We start from the raw sequence: 22,910 nt of genomic DNA on the forward strand, positions 1-22,910 counted from the left end.
GGCGTCGTCATCAGCCGCTCCAGGGTTCCCGACGTGCGCTCGCGCTGCATCGCGATGGCGGTGATCAGGAACATCACGATGAACGGCAGGATGCCGAGCATGCTGATCCCCACCCGGTCGAACAGCCGCGGCGCGCCCCACGCCGCGCGCATGCACCGCGACGGGCTGGTGGCCCTGTCCACGGCGGATGCGCTGGCCATGCTCGACGCCGCGCTCGAGCAGGGACCCGACCGCGTCGTCGCGGCGCGGCTGGACACCGCCGCGCTCCGTGCCCGTGCACAGGCCGGACAGCTCGCGCCGGTGCTGTCCGACATGATCGTCACGGCTACCCGCGACACCACCCGGGCGGCTGACGGTCTCGCTCGCCGACTGCGAGAAACCCCGGCCCGCAACCACTCCCGCGTCGTCCTCGACGTCCTGCGCGCCGAGATCGCGCTGGTGCTGGGACATCACAGCGCGGCCGCGGTCGACGGGGAGCAGAACTTCAAGGACATGGGCTTCGACTCACTCAGCGCCGTCGAACTGCGCAATCGCCTGAATGCCGCCACGGGACTGCGGCTTTCGCCGACCCTGCTGTTCGACTACCCGACCCCGGCCGCGCTGGCCGCCCACGTCCTGGCGCAGTTCTTCCCCGGCGCCGGGCCGTCCGCCGCGCCCACGACCGACGATCCGGAACTGCGCCGGGCCTTGCAGACCGTGCCGATCGCACGGTTGCGCGCGGCCGGAATCCTCGACGTGCTGCGCGAACTCGCGCGGGAACCGGCCGACGAGCCGGACCCGGACGCGTATTCGGCCGTCGACACCCTGGGCACCGCCGATCTCGTGGCCCTCGCCCTGGCATCTGAGCGTGACGACGAGGCGGGGTAGCGCATGGACGACATCGTGATCACGGGGCTCGGCGCGGTCTCCTGCTTCGGCCGGGGCGTCGACACGCTCTGGACGGCAATGGCCGCGGGAGTCAGCGAGCCGGTGCCGATCACCGACGAGCACGCGCGCATGACGCATCGCAAACTGTATGCGGTGCCGGGAGAAGCGGTCGGCGGCGGACCGGACGCTGTCGGTGAGCTGCCGATCGGCGTCGCCGGACGCCTGGCGATCGACGCCGCCGCGCAGGCGCTCGATGACGCGGGTGCGGCCGAGACCGACCCGGACCGGCGGGCTGTGGTCGTCGGCACCGGTTTCGGCGATTGGCGGCTGCACGAGCGGTGGCGGACCGAGGGCTTCCCGGACACCGACGCCTGGGTGCCGACCTTCTCCGTCGCCGCCGCGGTCGGGTCCGAGTTGCCCGCGCGCGGCCCCAATATCAGCGTCAGCAATGCTTGTGCCGCAGGCGGTTACGCACTCTCGCTCGCCGCGGACCTCGTCAGGTCCGGGCAGGCCGATGTGGTGGTGGCGGGCGGCGTGGAGACCTATCACCGTACGTCGATGGGGTGCTTCAACCGGCTCGCCGCCGTCGATCCCGTCCGCTGCAGGCCGTTCGACAGCGAGCGGCAGGGCACCATCTTCGGGGAGGGCGCCGCGATGCTCGTGGTCGAATCCGCCGCGCGGGCCGCCCGCCGATCGGGCGCGCGGGTCTATGCCCGGCTCGCCGGAAGTGCCTGGAGCAGTGACGGTTTCCATCTCAACGCGCCCGAGCCAGGTGGCACGCGGATCGAACGGGCGATGACCGCGGCCCTCGCGGCGGCGCGGATCTCGGCGGCCGCGGTGGGCTGCGTCATCCCGCACGCCACCGGCACCACGCTCAACGATGCGATCGAGGCGCGGGCACTGGAGCGAGTGCTCGGCGCGGACGCTCCCACCACACCGATATACAGCCTGAAAGGTCTGACCGGCCACACCGGCGGCGCGGCGGGCGCCTTCGCGGCCGTGGCCGCGGCCCTGATGCTCGAGCACGGAACCATCCCGCCGAATCCGCCGATCGGGCAACAGGATCCCGAGTGCCGGGTGTGGCTGCCACTGCGGCAGGAGCGGCTGCCCAACCCGTCGATCCTGGTGAACGCGTACGGCTTCGGGGGCAACAATGTGTCACTCGTGCTGGCGGAAGCATGACCACCACGTTCGCGCCGGACGATCCGGTCGTCACCGGCATCGGCGTGGTCAGTCCGCGGGGCAGCGCGGCCGGGACGCCGTGGTTCGACTACAGAACTGACCTCGGTCGCCGCGGCTACAAATACTTCCCTCCGGCGTGCCATTATCTGCTGGCCGCGGCGCGGCGGGCGGTGGCGGACGCGGGCGGGCCGCCCGACTGTGCGTCCTCGCTGCGTTCGGCGGCCGTCGGAACCAATAGCGCCGGGTCGGTGTGGCATTCGGAGATGGACCGGACGATCGTGGGAGCGGGCGCGCACGAGCTGAGCCCGATGACCGCGACATTCTTCTCGATCAATCTCGTCGCGGGTCAGCTCGCCATCGAACACGAGCTGACGGCGTTCACGCTCACGTTCACCAGCCCGCATGTCGCCGGGGTGGAGGCGCTGCACCTCGGTGCGCTGTCGCTGACGCCGGAGCGGGCGCAGTGGATGCTGGTCGGCGCCACCGAGGGTCCGGTGGACGAGGACGAGCCCGGCGCCGCGCGCTCCGAAGAGGGATCGGTGGTGCTGGTCGTCGAACCGGCCGGGCTCGCGGCCGTCCGGGGAGCGGGCTGGTACGGGCGGTGCGCGTCGGTCTCGGGCTTCCTGCCGCCGGACGAGGCCGATTCGGACCGCGCCGGTGAGCTGCTCGGCCGGCTGGGCGTGCGCGATGCCGCGGTGCCCGTCGGTGCGGTGGTGGACGACTCGAGAGTCGGCCGGGCTGTGCGGCGGGCGCTGGGGCCGGAGACCGCGGTCGTGGCCGCCCGGTCCGGGTGCCTGGAGCCGATGGTGCAGGTGGCCGCCGGTCTGACGGACGGGCCGCCGGTGTCATTGTGCGTTGCCGCGTCGAGCGCGGGCAACATTGTTGTGACACGGATCGAGCGCACGCTTCCGGTAGCTTGAAGGCGCATTCACGTCTTAGTGAAATACTGTGCGCTACAGCATTATTGGTGGTAGGTGTCGCTCGAGTGAGCCGTCGAAGAATATTTCTTGCCACACCTCTATGAATGCGTTCGATCGGCTATCGTTGTTCTATGTCATCCAACGAAACGCGTTCGTCGCAGGAAAGACCGGCCGTCCCGCCGGCATCGCGCAAGTACGCGGGCGAACTCGTCACCCACGTACGGGTCTACAACTCGATCATCACGATGTTCTTCTTCGGCGGACGCGGCAAGCTGGACCGCGCCCTGGTCGAGAAGAGCGGCGCGGCCGCCGGTCACCAGATCCTGGACGTGGGCGCGGGCCCGGGGTTCCTGGTGCGGCAGCTCGCCGAACGGGTCGGGCCGCAAGGCCGGGTGGTCGGTCTGGATCCGTCCGAGCCGATGGTCCGGTACGCCGCCAAGAAGAGCCGCCGCACACCGAACTGCGAATTCCGGGTCGGATACGCGCAATCCATCGACGCGCCGGACGGGGCCTACGACGTCGTCACGACGACATTCGCCATGCACCACCTACCCGAGGAGGAGCGCATACCCACGGTCGCCGAGCTGTATCGGGTCGTCCGTCCGGGCGGGCGGCTGCTGATCGCCGACCTGCACCCGCAGGAACGCACCGCCTACGGGCGCCGTCGCGCCGCGGTGATGCAGGCGATCGATCCGCGCCGATACGTGGAGCCACTGCACGAACTCGGCTCGGAGAACGTCGAATTCACGTTCTTCAAACCTTGGACGGGGTGCGTCGTCGCCGTCAAACCCGCGTAGCCCGAGCGGTGCGCTCAACCGCACCCACCGGCGTGACCGTCGTCGAAGCGGGGCATTGCCGCGGGCGCGCCCTCGGGCAGCGGCGCGGCGGCCGCCCCGGCCGACCGCACGGCATCGGCGAAGCGCGGGAGCCGGTCGATGCCCCAGAACTTCTCGGGCCCGGCAATGAAGAACGGCACCCCGAATACTCCGTCGCGATCCAGGTGCAGCAGCGCCGTGGTGGCCTCCTCCCGGATACTCTCCGCGTCCACCGCACCGCGCACCTCCTCGGTGGTCAGTCCCAGCTCGCTCGCCACCGCCGCGACCACCTCGATATCGCAGATGTCCTCGCCTCGTTCCCATCTCGCGCGGCCGAGGGCACGGACATAGTCCAGTTCCCGGCCGTGCCGACGCGCGATGAAATACGGATGGTGGGCCACCTCCCACCGGGGAGCGACGTCGACCGGCCACCGCACCGCGAGACCCCGGTCCGCCGCGAGCCGCTTGACGTCCTGGAGAATGTAGAGATGTTTGTCCTTCGTCATCGGTGAGTACGGGAACGACCCGCCCGCCGCGGTCAGCCACTTCTGGTCACGAAGTCCGGGCTCCCAGAACGGACGCCACTGAATCGCCTGTGCCACATCGGGATACCGACGGTCCAGATCGCAGACGGCCAGCCAGGAATACGGACTGCGGAGATTGAAGTAGAAGCGCGGGGCCCGGCGTCGGTGGGCGCTCATCGCGGATCACCGATCCTGAGCGCCAGCGCCGTCACCGAACCGTCGTCGTCCCCGGTCACGAGGATCGCGACCCGGCCGACCGCGTCCTCCGCGCGCGCGTGCGTGAGGGTGGCGGCGAGTTGCATTCCGGCGGATACCGCGCCCATGTCACCGATCAGATCGGTGACGGCGATATGCCGTGGTGTTTGCGCGCTGTCGATATCGATTGTGCCGGAATCGGTATCGCTCTCCTGCGCTATCGCCCACACCTCGCTCGGATCCACACCCGCACGGGACAGGCAGGCCCGGACCGCCGAGCGAGCCGACTCGGGGGCGGCTGCGGGAGTCCCGCGCCGGAATGCGACAGCGAGGATCTCGGCGAGCACCGGGCCTCGCGCGGTGTCGGCGGGCTCCAGCAGGAAAATCGCGCACCCCTCGGCCAGGGGCCGCGAGCGCCGGGCCGGGTCCGCCGCGCCGTGCCATTCCAGCCAGGCGCGGTGTTCGGACAGCTCCTCGACCGCTCCGCAGAGCACTGTCGTGGCGTGCCCGCCGCGGCGCAGGCGGCGGGCGTAGTTGAGCGCGGCGAGCACCGTCGCGCGGCCGCTGGAGATGGTCGCGTTCGGGCCGGTGATCCCGTGCCAGATGGCGCATTGCCCTGCGGCACAGTTCATCACGGTGTTGGGGAAGTGGGACGGGTCCACGTGATAGGGCTTGTCCTGGGTGAGCGAGTCGCGGGTAAACTCCATCATCGACCGTGCGCTGCCGGTCGTCGTGCCGAGCACCAGGGCGGTGCCGGCGGCCGTCTGCGGGTCGACGGGGTGCGCGCCGAGCATCATGCCGACCGTCGCCACGGCGAGCCCTGTGGCGCGGTCCATCGAGCGGGTGCCCTTGCGGCCCAGGTGGGTTCGGGTCTCGAAGTCGTCGATCGCGCCGATCAGCGGCTGCGGCAGGGGTTCGCCGTCACGCTGCGGGCGCAGGGCACTGCGCCGTTCGGTGATGCCCCGGGCGAACGCCTCGCCGCCCGGGCCGTACGGGGAGATCACCGACCATCCGGTGATCGCCAGCGTCGAGGTCATCGGCTCCTCCTGGGCACGGTGCCGGTCAGCCGCGCAGCGCGGTGAGCAACCGGTCGTCGAAGTCGACCAGCGACCAGTCGGTGCGGTCGTGAATTACGGCGTAGCCATGCGTGATTCGCCCGGTCGCCGTGCGGAGGAGGGCGTCGTCGCGCAGCACGTAGCAGTCCATCCGTGCGGTGTAGGTGGCGCGCTTGAAGATGTCCTCGACGGTGAAAACGGTATACAGGTCCTCCTCCATGAGCGCCTCGTCGGTGATCGAGATAGTCGATCGCGGCACGACCGGAATCCAGTTCTGTTCGTCCAGCAGTCGTTTGATCGAGACGCCGCGCGACATCAGGAACAGGTCCACGACCTCCTCCATCTGGCGCAGGTACCCCGACATCTGCAGGCGCTCGGTGAAATGGCAGTAGGGGTAGGGAATGCGCCACCGCCAGGCGAAGCCGTTCGTGCCGCGGGTCAGTTCCCGTAGTACCTCGTCGCCGCCGACGCCGCCGCGGCCGAGCGAACCGCGCCGAATCTCCGGCAGCGGCAGGGTGTCCGGCAGCGTCCGGCGTAGGTCGGGCCGGACGAACGGGGTCAGTTGCGGGGGTACAGGCGCCGCCGGAGGGCCGCCCCGCAGATCGGTGCGCAGCGCCACGGTGACGGTGGCGCTCGCGGCCCGGACGGCGCGACCGTCGCGCCGGTGCCGTAGCACGACGGCGAACCGCAGCTCGTCCGGCGCGGCTTGCTTGGCGGCGGACACCTCGGCGATCACTTCGTCGTCCAGATGGAATGCCGACCCGATTCGGGTGTCCAGATCCACGAATTCCACACAGAGCCCGTGGGTTTCGTACAGTGTTCGCGCCGAGAGGCCCAGTTCCCGGAAATGCGCCAGCACGGCCTCTTCGACGAGATAGTTGACGTGTTTGAAGCCGATCCAGGTGCAGATGTTGGCGCCCTCGTAGCGCGGGCGCAGGTGGTGCGTGGTCGATTCGCGCAACAGTGTCGGCGCGCTGAGCAATTGGCTGGTCATGAGGCGACTCCTGGGGGATCGGCGGGATGCGGCCGGGGGTGGCGTACGCGGGGACGGGCGCGGGATGCGGTGCGGTACACGAAGTCGTTGACCGTCGCGGCCACCTCCGCGGGCCGCTCGGCCATCGCGAAATGACCGGTGTCGTCGAGGATGACGGTCTCCGTGCGGGGGAGCGCGGCGCCCAGCGCGCGCACGCCGGCGGGCAACGCGCCCGGGTCGTGCGCGCCGCCGATCAGCAGTGTGGGAGAGGCGATCTCGGCGAGGCGCAGGGTCGGGGTGCGCAGATACGTGTCGAAGAATCGCAGCCAGGTGTAGGGGCCCATCCAAGTGCACATGCGCTCGACCATGTCCGCGCGCAGGCCGGCGTCGACGCGGTCGCCGAGGGTGAGGGCGACACCCTGGTCGAGCATGGCGCGGAAGCCGTCGAAGTAGTACCGCACACTGTCCCACTCGAATTCGCTGACATCGGCGCGGTAGAACGGCGCGAGCAGCACCGTGGCAGGTTCCCAGCCACTGCCGCGCCGATCCATGAGTTCGAGCACCGCATTGGCGGCGAACGAATGGGCCACAACCACATCCGGCGTGCCCCCGGGACACTGCGCGAGGGCACGCTGGATCCAGATCGCGGCGTCGCGATCGAGCGCCCAGGCGGGGTCCGCGGTGGCGGCCCACGGCAGCGCCGCCTCCCACACTTCCACGGCCGGATCGAGATGCGGCGCCAGCGCATTCCAATTGTTCGTGCCGCCTCCCATCCCGTGCAGCAACAGCATGCGCACCGGCGCGTGACCGTCGATTGCCCGGCGGCGCAAGGTGATCGGTACGACGGGCCGCTGCGTCACGACGCCTCCTCGCGAGACAGCACCACAGCGGCCGCCCCCTCCACAGCATTGCCCGCGACGGCCAGGGCGGCCGTGCCACCATGCCGGACCAGCCACCGGTGCGCGATCACCACCTGCACCACACCCAGTGCGCCACCGGCCCGGCCGAGATACTCCTCGGCATCGACCACCGCCCCCGCGACCGTCCTCCCGGCACGGGACCGTGGACCATCCGATGGATTCGCGGGATCGGTGGGGGTGCGGTCGATCGGTGGGTCACCGTCAACGGCGGTTGCTCGGGTGGCGGTGCGGCTGGTGCGGGGTCTTGGGCCTGTGGGTGGTTCGCCGGGATCGGTGGTTGGCCGGGTGGATGTGTAGGCGGTGTTGGGCCGTGAGTCCTTCGATGGGTTCTGTGGATCGGTGGAGGCTCGGGTTGTTTCGAGCCAGAGGTTGATCGGGGGGTTGCCGGATGCGGCTAGGGCTCGGGCGGTTGCTTCGGCTGGGTCGGGGCCGCGGCAGCATTGGTGGACGTGCAGGGCGCCGGCTGTGGTGGGATGTTCGACGATGAGGGCGGCGGCGCCGTCGAACAGGTGGTCGGGGGCGCAATTCTGCAGGGCCGCGGCGGCTTCGGAGGCCGACTCGGTGCCGACCACCACGACCCGGCGGGCGCGGCCGGTGCGCAGCAGGACCGTGGCCCAGCGCAGTGCGTCGAGGCCGGACGGGGCGCCGTTGCAGAGTGTCACGTTGGGTCCGCGCAGGCCGAGGTGGATGGCGATGGTGGAGGCGATCACATTGCTGGAGGCGTTCGGGAGATCCATCGGGCTCGTCGCGCCCGCGCCCTGCGCGTGGATCACTTGCGCGGTGTCGCACACGGTTTGCAGATTGCCGAGATTGCTGCTCACCACGACGCCGGTGGTTGCCGCGGGGCTGTCCTGCCCATTGTCGCGCAGGGCTCGAATCGCCGCCAGCACACCGAGTTTCGTTGCCCGATCCTTGTAGCGGAACCCGCGGCCGAGTTCCCGCCGCAGCCGGTCGGCGGCATCTCCGGGCGCTCGCGCCGCCGGATCGAGCAGATCGTCCGCGCTGTGATGCCGGTCCGAGGCGACACCGACGCCGGTGATAGCGATCGGTGCGTCGTCGTCCCGCATCGCGCGCCCGCTCATGACGCCGCTTCCACGAGGGCGACGGCGTTCACGCCGCCGAAGCCGAACGCATCCACCTGTGCCACCGTGATTCCGGCCGCCGCGGTCGCCTGCTCACACAACCGCAGCGTGCTCGCCTCGGCCGCGGGGGTCGCCAAACCGAGTATCGGCGGGACGACACCGTGTGTCAGGGTCTCGACGGCGACGACGAGGCTGTGCAGCCCGGACGCGCCGGAGGTGTGGCCGATCATCGACTTGATCGCGGTGATCAAGGGTCCCGAACACGGTGCGGTGCAGAAGATCTCGGCCAGCGCCTCGGCCTCGGTGCGGTCGTTGAGCTGGGTGCCGGTGCCGTGTGCGAAGACGACGCCGACCTGTTCGGGCGCGATTCCGGCGCGCGTCAGCGCGTCCCGCATGGCCGCCCGGATCCCGGTGCCGTCGGGCGCGGTGACATGGCCCGCGTCGCAGTTCAATGCGACCGACCGCAGCAATGCCCGTGCCGGTCCGTGCCGCCGCAGCACGACCGCCGCCGCCCCGTCGCCCATCAGGACGCCGCGCCGGTCGGCGTCGAAGGGCCGCACTCGGTCCACGCCGAATCCGTTGGCGCGGTCGAGAAGTCCGAACATGCTCTCGGTGACGGTGTCCACTCCGGCGACGATCACGGTGTCGTGCGCGCCCGAGGCCAGCAGATCGGCACCCAGCCCGAGCGCGTAGAGCGCCGCCGAGCACGCGTTGTTGACCGTGTGTACCTCGGTGCAGCCGAACCGTTCTCGCAGCACCGGGCCGAAATGCAGGTCGGGCGCGGACAGCGTCGCACCGCCGGTCCACCACACCTCCGCGCGGCGCAGCGCGCGCAGTCCGGTGCCGACGAGAACCGGGACGGCGGTGAGCTCGGCTTCGGTGAGTCCTGCGGCGGCCGTGGCCTCGGCGATCGCCGCGCACAGCCACCGCCCGATATCGCCGGACGGATGCCCTCCGTCGTCGATTTCGTAGGCGTGCCGGGAGATGTGAGATTCCGGCGTGAACCGCCGCAGTGGCGCCAGCCCGGAGCGCCCCGCGCAGAGGTTCTCGTAGAGGGTGGCGGCATCGGTGCCGATACTGGCGATGGCGCCGGTTCCCGCGATCATCACCGGCGTGGTAGAGGCCACGGTCACGACGCCTCCCGTCCGGTGCCGCCGTGCGCGGCCAGCACCAGCACCGCATTGTTGCCGCCGAAGGCGAGCGCGTTGTTCTGCACCACCCGCAGCGCTGCCGGGCGGGCCTGGTTCGGAACACAGTCCAGGCCACCGCATTCCGGGTCGGTGTGCTCGTGATTGATGGTGGGCGGGATGAATTGATGGGTCAGGGCGAGGCAGCAGGCCACCGCGGCCAGTGCGCTGGCCGCGCCCATGGTGTGCCCGATCATCGACTTGGTGGAGATCGTCGGCGGCGGGTGCGCGCCGAACACCTCGCGAATCGCGGCCGCCTCGGTGACGTCGTTGGCTTTCGTGCCGGTGCCGTGCGCGGAGATGAAATCCACGTCGCCGGGGGTGATTCCGCTGTTGGCGTGGGCGAGGGTGATGCAGCGGGCGACGCTCGCCCGGTTGGGCGCCACCGGATGGTCGGCGTCGCAGTTCAAGCCGTACCCGAGGACCTCGGCGTAGACGCGCGCACCGCGGGCCAGCGCGCGGTCCCGGCGTTCGAGGACGAGGACGGCGGCGCCCTCGCCGGTCAGGATGCCCTGGCGCGCACTGTCGAACGGGCGGCAGTGCCGCGGTGCGATGGTGCCCAGCCGGTAGAATCCCGCGAAGGTCTTGCGGCAGATGGCATCCGCGCCGCCGACGAGCGCCACCTCGACCTCGCCGCTGCGCAAGGCGTCGCAGCCGTAGCCGATGGCGTAGTTGCCGGCCGCGCACGCCGTCGGCAGGGTCACCGCTTCGGTGTCGGACAACCCGAATTCCTCGGCGACGGCGGCCGACAGCCGGGCGGCGGGCACCCGGGCCGCGATCTCGCCGGGCAGCAGCCGGGGTTCGGTGCGCAGCCACGATTCGACGAGCAGATCGAGATCACGCGATTCGCCGTCGGTGGTCCCGATGGCGATGGCGCTGGGCAGTTCGCGTAATCGGGCGACGGTCAGGCCGGCGTCGGCGAGCGCCATGGCGGCCGCGGCCACGGAGAACGCGGTCGCGCGGCCGAGTTCGCCGGGCTCGTGTCCGGTCAGATAGGGCGCCGGGTCGAAACCGGTGACCTCGCAGCCGGTGCTGTGGGCGAACCCGGTCGTGTCGAAGCTGCTGATCGGTCGCGCACCGGAACGGCCCGCCGCGAGCGCCGCCAGGAACTCCGCGGCGCCGATGCCGACACTGCTGATCGGGCCGAGCCCGGTGACGACCACCCGGTCCTCGTCGTCGACAGGCACGTGATCACCACCATTTCTGCGTCCACACGGCCCCGGGCACGTGATCGATCGACATTTATCCGACGATACCCGGAAACTCTACATCCATCTCCGTCAATGCGTATTCGGTTGGCACGCAGTGCATCAGCGCCGCCAGGTAGGTCGAGAGGAATGTAGTCGAACCATCGGTCGGACACCCGTAACATTGTCACATCCGGGCGTCGTCGCCGTCCATACCGGTAGGCTGCCCGAGGAATGCGCATTGTTTCGCGAGTCCGGCCAGGAAGGGCAGCCCTGATGACCGAATGGAAGGCGTTCACGGTCCGGATCGCCGAGCAGGTTGCCGAGGTGGCCCTGACCGGCCCCGGCAAACACAATGCGATGGGCCCGGACTTCTGGCGCGAGCTGCCGCTGCTGTTCGGCGAGCTGGACGCCGATCCGCAGGTGCGTGCGATCGTGGTCACGGGAGCGGGCCGCAACTTCTCGGTGGGACTGGACCTGCGGGCGATGCGGCCGGTGTTCGACGAGGTGCTGGCGGACGGCTCGGCGGCCGCGCGGCGCACCCGCTTCCATCGCACGCTCTGCGAGATGCAGCAGGCCGTCAGCGCCGTCGCCGCCTGCCGCAAACCGGTGGTGGCGGCGGTGCACGGGGCCTGCATCGGCGGGGGCGTGGACCTGATCGCCGCCGCCGACATCAGGTACGCCAGCGCCGACGCGAAGTTCAGCGTCCGCGAGGTGAAGGTGGCGATCGTCGCGGATGTCGGCTCCCTGCAACGATTGCCGCGGATCATCGGCGAGGGCCATTTCCGTGAACTCGCCTACACCGGCCGAGAAATCGACGCGTCCCACGCGGAACGAATCGGCCTGGTCAACGAGGTGCAGCCCGACGCGGTAGCGGTATTACGCCGAGCCCGCGCCACCGCCCGGGAAATCGCGGCCAATCCCCCCTTGGTCGTCCAGGGCATCAAAGAGGTCGTCGAGCACGACCAACGCGACGCCATCGCAGCCGGCCTACGCTATGTCGCGGCCTGGAATTCAGCCTTCCTCCCCTCGGAAGACCTGTCCGAGGCCCTGGCCGCCCTCGCAGCCGGCCGCGAGCCCCGCTTCACGGGGCAGTAAAAGCACCGGCGTGCAGCGCAGGCACCCGCCGATGGGTGAGGTGGTGGTGAGAGCGCGGAAGGTGTTGGCGGAGGGTAGGGCGTGGGTGTGGGGAGGGGTGCGGTGTTAGAGGTGCATTTGGGTGAGGACCTCGCGGCCTAGGGGTGTGGCGGGGTCGGCTAGGTCGAGGGGGAGGTCGAAGTGGTTGCGGTTGGGGAATATTCGGTCGTTGCAGTGTTGTGCGGCGGCTCGTAGGGATCGGACGAATTCTTGCTGTTGGCGGGCGTATTCGCTGGTCTCTGCGGTGGCGCGGGCTACCAGGATTCGGGGGGTGCGGAGTGGCAGGTGGTGGATCGGGCTGTAGGCGTGGACGTCGGCGGGGGTCAGGCCGACCAGGTCGTTGACGTAGCTGTGCCGCACCGGCTCCAGGTCGTAGACGCCGCTCAGCAGCGTGATTCCCGCGACCGGGGCGAGGTCGCCGCTGTTGCTTGCCACCGCGGCGGCCACCAGGTGTGCCCCGGCCGAGCTGCCGCTGAGGTAGATGCCGCCGGGCCGGATACCGAGGGCGGCGGCGTGGTCGGCGAGCCATCGGATTCCGCGGCGCACCGAGCGCACCATGTCGCCGAGGGTGCGCTGCGGCGCGAGCCCGTAACCCAGCGCGGCGAATGCCGCACCGGCCCGCAGGAATGCGGGAGCGGCGAAACACGCGTCCTCCTTGCTCGATTCCTGCCAATGGCCGCCGTGCACGAAGACGTGGACCGGCGCGGGGCCGCGGGCGGGCGGAAAGAACTGCAATGTCTCGGCGGGCTCCGGGCCGTAGCGGACATCGGCGTCGTGCCGGTGGCGCTCCCGCGCCGACTCACTGCGCAGGCGATAGCTACGAAGGATCGACAAATACTGCGGGGCAACGGAACTGGGCGAGTACTCGCGATCGAGTTCGTCCCGCGACAGCGGGTGGTCCATGACGCGGCTCCGGATCGCAACGGGCGGCCGGGAATGCGTCCCCGGGGTCTCCGCAAATGCTGGTGACGGCTCCCATCATTGCACATAATGGTCGGGGGAACCGATTTCTCAGCGCCGGGCGACAGGCCCACCGGGTACGGAAAGGTGTGCACGATGCCGACATCCGACGAGGCCGAACAGCTCGACGCGGCCGATACGCTCGGCCCGCTGCGCGAGTTCTTCCGGCTGCCCGCCGATACGGTCTACCTCGACGGAAATTCGCTGGGCGCCTTGGCCGCGCACATTCCCGACCGCCTGTCGCAGGTGCTGACGCGGGAATGGGGGGACTCGCTGATCGGCGCCTGGACCGAGCACGACTGGTGGTCCGCGCCGCTGCGGGTGGGTGACCGCATCGGCCGTCTGATCGGCGCGGCGCCGGGACAGGTGACGGTCGGCGAGTCGACCTCGGTGCAGTTGTTCAACGCGCTCGCGGGCGCCGCGCGGCTACGGCCCGGCCGCGAGGTGATCGTCACCGACGCCGGACATTTCCCGACCGACCGCTACCTGGCGGATTCGGTGGCGCGGCTGCTCGGAATGCGGGTGATCGCCGTGCCCGCGGCCGAGGTGACCGCCACCGTGAGGCACTGGTCCGGGCAGGTCGCGGTGGTCGCGGTCCCGGCGGTGGACTATCGCACCGGTGAACTGTGGGACGTGGCCGAGGTGACCGCCGCGGCGCACGCGGCGGGCGCGGTGACGGTGTGGGATCTGTGCCACGCGGCCGGCGCGGTACCGCTCGCCCTGGACGACGACGGCGTCGATCTCGCCGTGGGCTGCACCTACAAATATCTCGGCGGCGGTCCCGGCGCCCCGGCCTTCGTCTACCTCGCCGGCCGCCACCAGGACGCCTACGAGCCGCCGCTGACCGGGTGGCACGGGCACGCCGCGCCGTTCGCGATGGAGCCGGAGTTCCGGCCCGCGGACGGCATCTCCCGCACCCGGATCGGCACTCCGCACGTGCTGTCGCTGCTGGCCCTCGACAGCGCCCTGGACGTCTTCGACAAGGCCGATCTCGCCGAGGTGCGCGCGAAAAGCCTGGCTCTCGGCGACTTCTTCCTGGACTGCGTCGCGGATCTGGTGTCCGAGGGCACCTTCGAGGTCGTCACGCCGCGCGCACACCGGCGGCGCGGTAGTCAGGTGGCGCTGCGGCACCGGGCGGCCTACGAAATGATCACCGCGCTGCTCGAGCGACGCGTCATCGGCGACATGCGGCCGCCGGATCTGCTCAGATTCGGATTCAACGCCCTCTACGTGTCGTTCCGGGACGTGCACCGCGTCGCGGACGAGCTGCGCGACATTGTTCGATCGGGCTGCTACCGGGACGAACGTTTCGCGGTCCGGCGGCTGATCACGTGACCGATACGGCCGTGCCCGACGAAAGAACCGCTGGCACAAGGTATTAGACAACCTCCGACACGACGGCCGCGAGCGCGCACGGCTCGAGATCGCATTGTCTGTGCCAGGTGACAGCCCGGCCGATGCCGACCTAGGATGTCAATCGGGCCCTTTCGGGAAATGTCGGAGCCCGGTCGATCGGAAAGGTCGGTTGTCGATGTTCGCAAACAATGCGCGGCCCGCAAACAATGCCTGCCGCCGCGCCGTATGAGGGGCGGGAAGCCGTGGTGGGTGGCCTGTCCGAACCCGACGAGGACATCGAGCGCACCGTGTCCGCATGGCTCGGCACGGTGGTGAGCCGCCCGCATCCGCAGTTGGGCCGCGACGGTCCGGTGTGCCCGTTCGTCCAGCCCGCGGTGCGCGCCGGGGCCCTGTCGGTGCTGATGCATCGCTGGCAGGCGCCGCACGAGACCGACCGGATGGTGTCGCTGATCGGCGATATCGTGCGACGATTCCGGCAGACCGAGGCGAGTTCGCCGAACCGGAAGCTGCACGCCCTGGTGGTCGTGATCGCGGGCCTGCCGGAACGGCATTTCGGCCTCATCGACGAGGGGCACCGGGTGGCCAAGGACACCGTGATCCGGCAGGGGCTGATGCTCGGGCAATTCCACCCCCGCTGCGAGGAGCCCGCCGTGCGCAATCCGCTGTTCCCGGTCAACCGCGCACCCTATCCGCTGTACGCCGTCCGGCACATGGCCGTGCACGACATCCTGTTCCTGCACCACGACCGGGACTGGTTCGACCACTACCGGCGCGCGTTCGGCCACCGCTACTCCGACGGTTCCCGGCTGGACCGCCATTTTCGTGAGCTGTTCGAATCCGCGCTGCGGCGATATGCCCGCCCCGAAGGAGAATTCGCATGACCGAGCACCTGGAACGGCCGCTCACCTGCCCCGTCGCGGGAGGCGTCGAGCCGCCCCCGGCGCCCGGGTACGTGACCTACGCGCGGATGGACCGGTTGCACGAGTTGGCCGCGCCGCGGACCGAATCCGCGCAGGAGCTGTCGTTCATTCTGCTCAGCCACGTCAAGGAGCTGCTGTTCCGCATGGTCTACGTCGACGTCGACCAGGCCCGGGACCGGTTGCGGGCCGGTGATGTGGACCAGGCCTGCCGCGCGCTGGAGCGGACCGTTCGCTCGCAGCGCATTCTCGTGACGACCTGGGAGGGCATCAACGCGATCTCGGCCGACGAGTTCCTGGCCTTCCGGGACATTCTCGGCGACGCGTCGGGGGTGCAGTCGTTCATGTACCGCACGCTCGAATTCGCCTTGGGCAACAAGAATCCCGCGATGGTCGGGACGGCCTCGGCCCAGGCCGACCGGTATCCGGACCTGCGTGCCGAACTGTCCGCTCCGAGCCTGTACGACGAGACGCTGCGCTATCTGGCCCGGCGCGGGCACCCGGTGCCGGAATCGCTGTGTACGCGTGATTTTCGCGAGCAGTACGCCCCCGACCCGGCCGTCGAGGACGTGTGGCTGACGATCTACCGCGCGCCCCGATCCCACCCGGACGAGTATCGTGTCGCCGAGCTGCTGACCGAGGTCGCGTTTCAGTTCTCCCAGTGGCGGGCAACGCATCTGCTGGTGGTGGAGCGCAAACTCGGACGCAAGCCGGGCACCGGCGGCACCGACGGGGTGGACTGGCTGCGTGCGGTCAGCGAGCATCGGTTCTTTCCCGAGCTGTGGTCGATGCGCACCCGGCTGTGATCGAAGGCGAGAGGAGAACCCCCGTGGTACACGACGATCGGTCCGCGCTGCCGGACCTGGTGCCGGTGCTGTTCGGCCACGCGGCGTTTCAGCAACTCAACGCGGCCGCCGAACTGGGCCTGTTCGAGCTGCTCGATGCCAAGGGCGAGCTGACGAAGGCGGGGATCGCCGAATCCCTCGGCCTCGGTGCGCGTTCCGCCGACCTGCTGCTGCTGGGCACCACGTCGCTGCGGCTGACCGAGAAATCCGGCGACCGCTACCGCAACGGCCCGGCGATCGCCGAAGTGTTCACCGCCGGGCAGTGGCCGATCATCCGCGACATCATCGAGTTCCAGGCGCGGGTGTCCTATCTCCCGGCCTCGGACTACGCCGAATCCCTGCGACAGGACCGGAATGTCGGCATCCGGCACTTCCCGGGCGACACCGAGGACCTGTACTCGCGGCTGGCCAATGTGCCCGGCCTCGAGGATCTGTTCTACCGCTGCATGCATTCGTGGTCGGAGCTGTCCAATCCGGTTCTGGTGCGGCACGTCGACTATCCGGGTGACCGCAGCATTCTCGATGTCGGCGGCGGTGACGCCGTCAACGCCATCGCGCTGGCGCGCGCGCACCCGAACCTGCGCGTCACCGTGCTGGACCGCGCGCCCGCGCTCGAGATCGCGCGCCGCAATATCGCACAGGCGGGCCTGTCCGACCGCATCGGCACGCATGCGGCCGACATCTTCGCCGACGACTATCCGCCGGGCCACGACGACGTGCTGTTCGCCCACCAGCTGGTGATCTGGTCGCCCGAGCAGAACCGGGCGCTGCTGGGAAAGGCGTACCGCGCGTTGGCGCCGGCCGGCCGGGTGCTGATCTTCAACGCCATGTCCGACGACGACGGGCGCGGACCGCTCTACGCCGGCCTGGACAATGTGTATTTCGCGACGCTGCCGTTCGCGCAGAGCACCCTGTACCCGTGGGGCGCGTATCGGGAATGGCTAGCCGACAACGGCTTCGGCCGGGTGAGGGAGATTCGCGGCGCCTCGTGGACGCCGCACGGCGTCATCGCGGGGTACCGCTGAGGCCGGTTCAGCGGGCGGCGCGCGGAATCTCCAGCTCGCGCCAGATGTCGTCGAGCGCGGCAGCGAACTTCTCGACATCGGTCGTGTCATGGGTGGCCGACGGGGCGACGCGCAGGATCGCCTCGCCCGGCCGCACACTCGGCGCGTCGATGGGCTGGACGTAGATGCCGTAGCGCTCCAGCAGCAGCGCCGACGCCCGTCGGCACAGCCGCTCGTCCCCGATGAACACCGACACGATGTGCGACATCGGCGAGATGAACGGAATGCCGTGCCCGTTCAGGAGCCGGTGCAGCAGTTGGGCATTGGCGCGCAGCCGGGTGCGCTCGACCTCGGAGCCGGACAGATGGCGGACGGCGGCCAGCGCGCCCGCGGCGATGGCGGGCGGCAGCGAGGTGGTGAAGATGAACGACCGCGAGAACGCGCGCACCGCCTCGATGAGCGGCGCGGGACCGGCGACGTACCCGCCGATCGTGCCGAACGCCTTCGCCAGCGTGCCCATCACCACCGTGAACTCGTCGGCCAGGCCCTCGCGGGCGGCGATTCCGGCGCCGCGCGGCCCGTACATGCCGATCGCGTGCACCTCGTCGATGTAGGTGGTCGCGCCGAAACGCCGGGCCAGCTCCGCGATCTCGGCCAGGGGCGCGAGATCGCCGTCCATCGAGTACACCGATTCGAACACGATGAGCTTGGGGCGGGCCGGATCGGCCGCGGCGAGCAACTCGGCCAGGTGCGCGGTGTCGTTGTGCCGGAAGACGTGTTTGTCGGCGCGGCTGTGCCGGATACCGTCGATGAGGCTGGCGTGATTCTTCTCGTCGGAGAAGACGATCGTGTCTCGGGTGCGGCCGGCCAGCACCGACAGCGCGCCGTCGTTGGCGGTGTATCCGGTGCTGAACAACAATGCGGATTCCTTGCCGTGCAGGGCCGCCAGCTCCTGCTCCAGCAGCACGTGATACCGGTTGGTGCCGCTGATGTTTCGCGATCCGCCCGAACCGGCGCCGTAGCGGTCCACCGCGGCCTTGACCGCGTCCAGCACGAACGGGGCCTGACCCATGCCCAGATAGTCGTTGCTGCACCACACGCTGACCTCGCGTTCGCCGCTCTCGGCCGCGCCGTGGGCGATGGCGCTGGGGAAATGGCCTGCGCGGCGGCTGATTTCGAGGAAGTGGCGGCGGCCTTCGCCGAGCTGCGCCACCTCGCGCGAGAAGAATTCGAGCAGTTGTGTCATGGCGATCGAGTCACTCTCTGCTTGGTGGCGGACGCGAACGACGAAACGAGCGCTCGCCGGGCGGCGCAATGCATTCACCACATTAGCGGCGAGCGACATTTTCCGGCAAGATGATGCGGGAATGTTTGTGTAGTCGCCCCCCCCCGAACGATCCGAGGCTGTCGTGGAGATGTCGGTTGCGGCCGTGCTGGCCGAAACAGCAAGCCGGGCAGGCGAAGACACCGCTCTGGTGTGCGGAGATGCGCGAGTGAGCTACCGGGCGCTGTGGGCGCGGGCGATGCGGTTCGCCGAACGGCTGCGTGCCCGGGGCCTCGGCCGAGGTGACCGCGTCGCATTGTTGCTGACCAATACGCCAGCATTCCCGGTGGCCTATTTCGGCATTCTCGCGGCAGGCGCCGCCGTGGTGCCGGTCAACATTCTGCTGCGGGCGGAGGAGATCGCCTACCTGCTGCGCGACTGCGCGGCGGCGGCCCTGGTGTCCGAGCCGGCGCTGCGCCCGAGCGCCGAGGACGCCGGCGGAGCGGCGGGCGTCGAGATCATCGAGTTCGCGCAGACACCGGAGATCGATGAGCCGAAGTGTGGCGCCGCGGCCGATTACGTACGTACCGACGGCGACGAGGTCGCGGTCGTGCTCTACACGTCGGGCACCACCGGCCACCCCAAGGGCGTCCTGCTCACCCACGCGAATCTCGTCACCAACGTCACCGTCACCATGCTGTCCCCGTTCGCGTTCGGCCCGGCCGACGTGCTGCTGGGCGCGTTGCCGCTGCACCACACCTTCGGCCAGATCTGCGGCATGTGCGTGTGTTTCCGGGCCGGGGCGACACTGGTGCTGATGCCGCGGTTCGACGCCGCCGACGCCCTCGAACTGCTTGCGGCCGAACGCTGCACGGTGTTCATGGGGGTGCCGACGATGTACTTCGCCCTGCTCGACGCGGCGGGCGCGGGCGTCGAATCCGCGCTCGACCGCGCCTACTGCGGCGGCGCGCCGCTGTCCCCGCAGACCCTGCGACGCTTCCGATCCGTCTTCGGCTGCGAGATCTACGAGGGCTACGGACTGACCGAGACCTCACCGGTCGTCGCCTACAACGCTCCGGGCACGCCGGTGAAGCCGGGCACCGTCGGACGTGCGATCTGGGGCGTGCGCGTGGAGATCGCGCGCAGCGACCTGGACGGGCGGATCGAACTGCTGCCCGACGGCGAGGTCGGCGAGATCGTGGTGCGCGGGCACAATGTCATGGCCGGCTACCTGAACCGGCCCGACGCCACCGCGGAGGTACTGGTCGACGGCTGGTTCCGTTCGGGCGATCTGGGCCGCAAGGACGAGGACGGCTATCTGGTCGTCGTGGACCGCAAGAAGGACATGATCCTGCGCGGCGGGTACAACGTGTATCCGCGCGAACTGGAGGACGTGCTGATCGATCACCCGCGGATCGCGCAGGTCGCGGTGATCGGCGTGCCGGACGAGCGGCTCGGCCAGGAAGTCTGCGCCGTCGTGATCGCCCGGGGCGGCGCGGCCGCGGCCGGTGAGGCGGCCGATGAGATCGTCGCGTGGAGCCGGAATCGGCTGGCCGCCTACAAGTATCCGCGGCGCGTGGTGTTCGTCGACGAATTCCCGCTGGGGCCGAGCGGGAAGGTGCTCAAACGCGAATTGGCCGCGCGGATCGGCTGATCACTCGCGGCGGTCAGGGCGCGGCGGCCTCGCTCCGCAGCAGCTGCTTGTCGATCTTGCCGGAGCCGATGACCGGCAACTCGCCGCGGAACTGCACGATCGCGGGCGCGTGCCGCGGCGACATCCGGTCCCGGACATGGTCGCGCAGCGCCTCGGCGGTGGCGGCGGCCGACGGCTTGAGCACCACGGCCGCGTGGATCCGTTCCACCCGATCGGCGTCCGGCGCGCCGAAGACCGCCGCCTGCGCGACCGCCGGATGGGTGAGCAGTGTCTTCTCCACCTCCGCGGGATAGACGTTCACGCCGTCGAACTTGATGCGATGCTGCAGCCGGTCGACCAGGTACAGGTAGCCGTCGGCGTCGACATGGCCCAGGTCTCCGGTGTGAAACCAGTTGCCGCGCAGCGTGTTCGCGGTGCGTTCCGGATCACGGAAGTACTCGGTGAGAATGCCGGGCGAGCTGACGCAGATCTCGCCGATCTCCCCGGCCGCCAGGTCGCGGCCGGTATCGGGATCGCGGACCGCCACGCGCGCCTGCCAGGACGGCCGGCCGACCGAACCGCGGCGGCGCGCGTCGGTGTGGTCCTCGCGCTCCAACCGGCCGATCTCCCAGCATTCGGTGGTGCCGTAGGACTGCACCAGGATCGGGCCGAGCGCGCCGACGGCCTGCGCCAAGCGCTCGGGCGAGGCCGGAATGCCCCCGTACATCAGCGTATTCAGGCTCGACAGGTCGGTGGCGGGCAGATCGGGATGATCGAGCACCTGATACACCTGCGGTGTCGCCCAGAAGACCCGGGTGATGCGATGCGCGGCGAGCGCGCGCAGTACCGCACCCGGCTCGAAACCCGCCAGCACGTGCAGCCGTCCGCCCGCGGTGAGCACGGCGTCGGCGATGGGACCCACGGTGTGGCTCAGCGGTGTGGTCACGAGCATGTTGGTGTGTTCGTCGCCGAGCATCGTCTCGACGGCATACCGCCAGGCCCGGTAGGACCGGCAGATACCTTTGGGGCGGCCCGTGGTTCCCGTGGTGTAGGTGATCACGGCCAGATCGTCGGCGGCCGCCGGGAAAGCGTCGGGCGCTGCGCCGGGGTCGTCCGCCGCGAGATCGACCGCGTCGTGCCCGCCGCCGTACGCTCCGAGGTCGATGCGGTGGTCCAGCGCCGCGCGCAGCCGCCGCGCGCGCTCGAGATGCTCGGCGTCGACGGCGAGGAAGCTCGCGCCCGTCTCCCGGAGGATGCCGAGCTGCTGATCGTCCGGCAGCGGTTCCAGCGAACTGGCCGCGTTGGTGGAGCGCAGATAGACCACGGCCGCGCCGACGAGATTCGCGGCGTAGCGTACGAACAGCATGATCGGGCTGTTCGAGTCCGCGAGGACCGCGACCGTGTGGCCGGGGCCGATGCCGGACCGGGCCAGCGCACCGGCCGCCGAGACAATGGCGTCGGCGCATTGCCGCCGGGTGTAGCCGCCGCCGGGCCGGCCGATCGCAATGTCGTCGGGCCGGTCCGACAATGCGGACAGGATCTTCGATACATACTGATCGGAGCCGCTGTGCGTCGCGGAATGGGCTGCTGGCCTGGGCATCTGGTGCTCCCGTCTACCGGCCGGATGAGTGCGGTGCGGGCGGCGCCCCGCCTCGCTCATCGTAGAAGACGTGTGCGGCCGGGGCCATCGAAACATTCTCACCGCGTTTCGAAGAATGTTGTGCCGACGGCTCGACGCCCTTCTCCGGAATGCCGTCTTCCGCTACTGTGGAGCCCGAACAATGTGAAAGAACCTGTGGGCGAGCCGATCCCGGTCGGCGGGGGATCCCGGGGCGCATTGTCGTGGTACCCGCACGTTCGAGGGAGGTCCGCCGTGAATTCCGTCCCGCAGGTCCCGGCGCCGATGGCGCTCATGGAGATGATCGGCAACGGCTCGTTCGCGCAGGCGATCTATGTCGCCGCCAAGCTCGGCATCGCCGACGTGCTGGCGGCCGGTCCGCTGGACGCCGCGCAGATCGCCGCCCGCGCGGACACCGACGCCGACGCCACCTTCCGGCTGCTCCGGCTGCTGTCCAGCCGCGGGGTCTTCCGGATGGAGCCGGACGGCCGCTTCGCCCTCAACGAATTGTCCGACCCGCTGCGCTCCGACGCCGAGGTGTCGATCCGGCGGTGGTCGCTGTTCATCGGCTCGCCGGAACACCGCGAACACTGGTCTCACCTGGACGAGGCGGTGCGTACAGGAACGGCTGTGGTGCCGGGGCTGCGCGGTATGTCGTTCTTCGAATTCACCCGCAGCAATCCGGACTTCGGCAAGGTGTTCGACGACTCGCAGACCAGCGTGTCGGGGCTGACGCTGCGGGCGGTGCTGGCCTCCCACGACTTCTCGCCGTATCCGGTGATCGTCGACGTCGGGGGCGGCAACGGGCGGCTGCTCGGCGAGATCCTCACCCGGACACCGGATTCGAGGGGCGTGCTGTACGACACGGCGCCGGTGGTCGACGGCGCGCGGGAGCGGCTGAGCGCCTTCGGCGACCGTTGCACCATCACGGCCGGATCGTTCTTCGACGCCGTCCCGTCCGGCGGAGACGCCTACATTCTCAAGCACGTGCTGCACAACTGGAGCGACGACGAGGCGCGCACCATTCTCGGCAACATCAAGCAGGCGATGTCGCCGGAGGGCCGGCTGCTGATCATCGAGATCCTGCTGCCCGAGGGCAACGCGCCGAATCTGGGCTTCCTGACCGACCTGAATCTGCTGGCCCTGTTCGGCGGCAAGGAGCGCACCGAGCGGGAGCACCGGGAATTGCTGGCGGCCGCCGGATTCGAGGTCGAACGGGTCGAGCCCACGCCCGCGGCGGTTTCGATCATGGTGGCCCGGCTCGCCTGA

The 22,910-nt window shown here is 70.0% G+C and carries 21 protein-coding genes and 1 pseudogene; 11 read left to right on the forward strand and 11 right to left on the reverse strand.

Features of this window, described 5'->3' with window-relative positions:
* Positions 1–137 (reverse strand): annotated as a pseudogene (locus QH470_RS21760) (ABC transporter permease); the annotation flags it as partial.
* Positions 138–312: 175 nt separating this feature from the next.
* On the opposite strand from QH470_RS21760, the gene QH470_RS21765 reads away from it, so the two are divergent.
* The 4 genes from QH470_RS21765 (at position 313) to QH470_RS21780 (ending at position 3,766) form a co-directional block, all read left to right on the forward strand.
* Positions 313–867, forward strand: coding sequence for an acyl carrier protein (locus QH470_RS21765; protein WP_425302744.1), 555 nt, complete (start codon positions 313–315; stop codon positions 865–867).
* A gap of 3 nt (positions 868–870) precedes the next feature.
* Positions 871–2,049: a beta-ketoacyl synthase N-terminal-like domain-containing protein gene (locus tag QH470_RS21770; RefSeq protein WP_280274195.1), complete on the forward strand. Its 1,179-nt coding sequence runs from the start codon at positions 871–873 to the stop codon at positions 2,047–2,049.
* The gene (locus QH470_RS21775) at positions 2,046–2,969 is read left to right on the forward strand and encodes a beta-ketoacyl synthase N-terminal-like domain-containing protein (RefSeq protein ID WP_280274196.1); all 924 of its coding nucleotides are present in this window, start codon (positions 2,046–2,048) and stop codon (positions 2,967–2,969) included. The genes QH470_RS21770 and QH470_RS21775 overlap by 4 nt, the downstream gene beginning before the upstream one ends.
* A gap of 131 nt (positions 2,970–3,100) precedes the next feature.
* Positions 3,101–3,766, forward strand: a complete 666-nt coding sequence (locus QH470_RS21780; protein WP_280274197.1) for a class I SAM-dependent methyltransferase — start codon at positions 3,101–3,103, stop codon at positions 3,764–3,766.
* Between the two features lie 14 nt (positions 3,767–3,780).
* Here the strand turns inward: QH470_RS21780 and QH470_RS21785 are convergent, their stop codons facing one another.
* From QH470_RS21785 to QH470_RS21815, 7 genes are read right to left on the reverse strand one after another with little or no spacing between them, the layout of a single operon-like run.
* The gene (locus QH470_RS21785) at positions 3,781–4,485 is read right to left on the reverse strand and encodes a 2-hydroxychromene-2-carboxylate isomerase (RefSeq protein ID WP_280274198.1); all 705 of its coding nucleotides are present in this window, start codon (positions 4,483–4,485) and stop codon (positions 3,781–3,783) included.
* Positions 4,482–5,540 (reverse strand): beta-ketoacyl synthase N-terminal-like domain-containing protein, encoded by a 1,059-nt coding sequence (locus QH470_RS21790; RefSeq protein WP_280274199.1) that lies wholly within the window; start codon positions 5,538–5,540, stop codon positions 4,482–4,484. Before QH470_RS21790 ends, QH470_RS21785 begins: the two co-directional genes overlap by 4 nt.
* A gap of 25 nt (positions 5,541–5,565) precedes the next feature.
* Positions 5,566–6,552: a hypothetical protein gene (locus QH470_RS21795; protein ID WP_280274200.1), complete on the reverse strand. Its 987-nt coding sequence runs from the start codon at positions 6,550–6,552 to the stop codon at positions 5,566–5,568.
* The gene (locus QH470_RS21800) at positions 6,549–7,391 is read right to left on the reverse strand and encodes an alpha/beta fold hydrolase (protein ID WP_280274201.1); all 843 of its coding nucleotides are present in this window, start codon (positions 7,389–7,391) and stop codon (positions 6,549–6,551) included. Before QH470_RS21800 ends, QH470_RS21795 begins: the two co-directional genes overlap by 4 nt.
* Entirely contained in the window at positions 7,388–8,533 is a 1,146-nt protein-coding gene (locus tag QH470_RS21805) for a beta-ketoacyl synthase N-terminal-like domain-containing protein (protein ID WP_280274202.1), read from the reverse strand. The genes QH470_RS21800 and QH470_RS21805 overlap by 4 nt, the downstream gene beginning before the upstream one ends.
* The gene (locus QH470_RS21810) at positions 8,530–9,666 is read right to left on the reverse strand and encodes a beta-ketoacyl synthase N-terminal-like domain-containing protein (RefSeq protein WP_280274203.1); all 1,137 of its coding nucleotides are present in this window, start codon (positions 9,664–9,666) and stop codon (positions 8,530–8,532) included. Before QH470_RS21810 ends, QH470_RS21805 begins: the two co-directional genes overlap by 4 nt.
* Positions 9,663–10,907 carry a beta-ketoacyl-[acyl-carrier-protein] synthase family protein gene (locus QH470_RS21815; RefSeq protein WP_280274204.1) on the reverse strand — a complete coding sequence of 415 codons (1,245 nt, stop codon included), beginning with the start codon at positions 10,905–10,907 and terminating at the stop codon, positions 9,663–9,665. Before QH470_RS21815 ends, QH470_RS21810 begins: the two co-directional genes overlap by 4 nt.
* 276 nt (positions 10,908–11,183) lie before the next feature.
* Between QH470_RS21815 and QH470_RS21820 the strand changes: the two genes are divergently transcribed.
* On the forward strand, positions 11,184–12,005 hold the full coding sequence (locus QH470_RS21820) for a crotonase/enoyl-CoA hydratase family protein (RefSeq protein ID WP_280274205.1): 822 nt from the start codon (positions 11,184–11,186) through the stop codon (positions 12,003–12,005).
* A 105-nt stretch (positions 12,006–12,110) separates the two neighbouring features.
* Here the strand turns inward: QH470_RS21820 and QH470_RS21825 are convergent, their stop codons facing one another.
* On the reverse strand, positions 12,111–12,947 hold the full coding sequence (locus tag QH470_RS21825; protein ID WP_280274206.1) for an alpha/beta hydrolase: 837 nt from the start codon (positions 12,945–12,947) through the stop codon (positions 12,111–12,113).
* 153 nt (positions 12,948–13,100) lie between these two features.
* On the opposite strand from QH470_RS21825, the gene kynU reads away from it, so the two are divergent.
* The 4 genes from kynU (at position 13,101) to QH470_RS21845 (ending at position 17,147) form a co-directional block, all read left to right on the forward strand.
* Positions 13,101–14,339 (forward strand): kynureninase, encoded by a 1,239-nt coding sequence (kynU, locus tag QH470_RS21830; RefSeq protein WP_280274207.1) that lies wholly within the window; start codon positions 13,101–13,103, stop codon positions 14,337–14,339.
* Positions 14,340–14,605: 266 nt separating this feature from the next.
* Positions 14,606–15,241, forward strand: coding sequence for a DUF6875 domain-containing protein (locus tag QH470_RS21835; protein ID WP_280274208.1), 636 nt, complete (start codon positions 14,606–14,608; stop codon positions 15,239–15,241).
* Entirely contained in the window at positions 15,238–16,083 is an 846-nt protein-coding gene (locus QH470_RS21840; RefSeq protein WP_280274209.1) for a tryptophan 2,3-dioxygenase, read from the forward strand. Before QH470_RS21835 ends, QH470_RS21840 begins: the two co-directional genes overlap by 4 nt.
* Positions 16,084–16,106: 23 nt before the next feature.
* Positions 16,107–17,147: a methyltransferase gene (locus QH470_RS21845; protein WP_280274210.1), complete on the forward strand. Its 1,041-nt coding sequence runs from the start codon at positions 16,107–16,109 to the stop codon at positions 17,145–17,147.
* A gap of 7 nt (positions 17,148–17,154) precedes the next feature.
* On the opposite strand, the gene hemA is transcribed toward QH470_RS21845, so the two are convergent.
* A complete protein-coding gene (gene hemA / locus QH470_RS21850; protein WP_280274211.1) occupies positions 17,155–18,372 on the reverse strand; it encodes a 5-aminolevulinate synthase in 1,218 nt (405 codons plus the stop codon).
* A gap of 169 nt (positions 18,373–18,541) precedes the next feature.
* On the opposite strand from hemA, the gene QH470_RS21855 reads away from it, so the two are divergent.
* Positions 18,542–20,044 (forward strand): long-chain-fatty-acid--CoA ligase, encoded by a 1,503-nt coding sequence (locus tag QH470_RS21855; RefSeq protein ID WP_280274220.1) that lies wholly within the window; start codon positions 18,542–18,544, stop codon positions 20,042–20,044.
* Between the two features lie 13 nt (positions 20,045–20,057).
* Here the strand turns inward: QH470_RS21855 and QH470_RS21860 are convergent, their stop codons facing one another.
* Positions 20,058–21,623: an AMP-binding protein gene (locus QH470_RS21860; RefSeq protein WP_280274212.1), complete on the reverse strand. Its 1,566-nt coding sequence runs from the start codon at positions 21,621–21,623 to the stop codon at positions 20,058–20,060.
* Positions 21,624–21,896: 273 nt separating this feature from the next.
* Between QH470_RS21860 and QH470_RS21865 the strand changes: the two genes are divergently transcribed.
* Positions 21,897–22,910 (forward strand): methyltransferase, encoded by a 1,014-nt coding sequence (locus QH470_RS21865; protein WP_280274213.1) that lies wholly within the window; start codon positions 21,897–21,899, stop codon positions 22,908–22,910.

This window comes from Nocardia wallacei (genome assembly GCF_029868745.1).
In the GTDB taxonomy this organism is placed as follows: Bacteria; Actinomycetota; Actinomycetes; order Mycobacteriales; family Mycobacteriaceae; genus Nocardia; species Nocardia wallacei_B.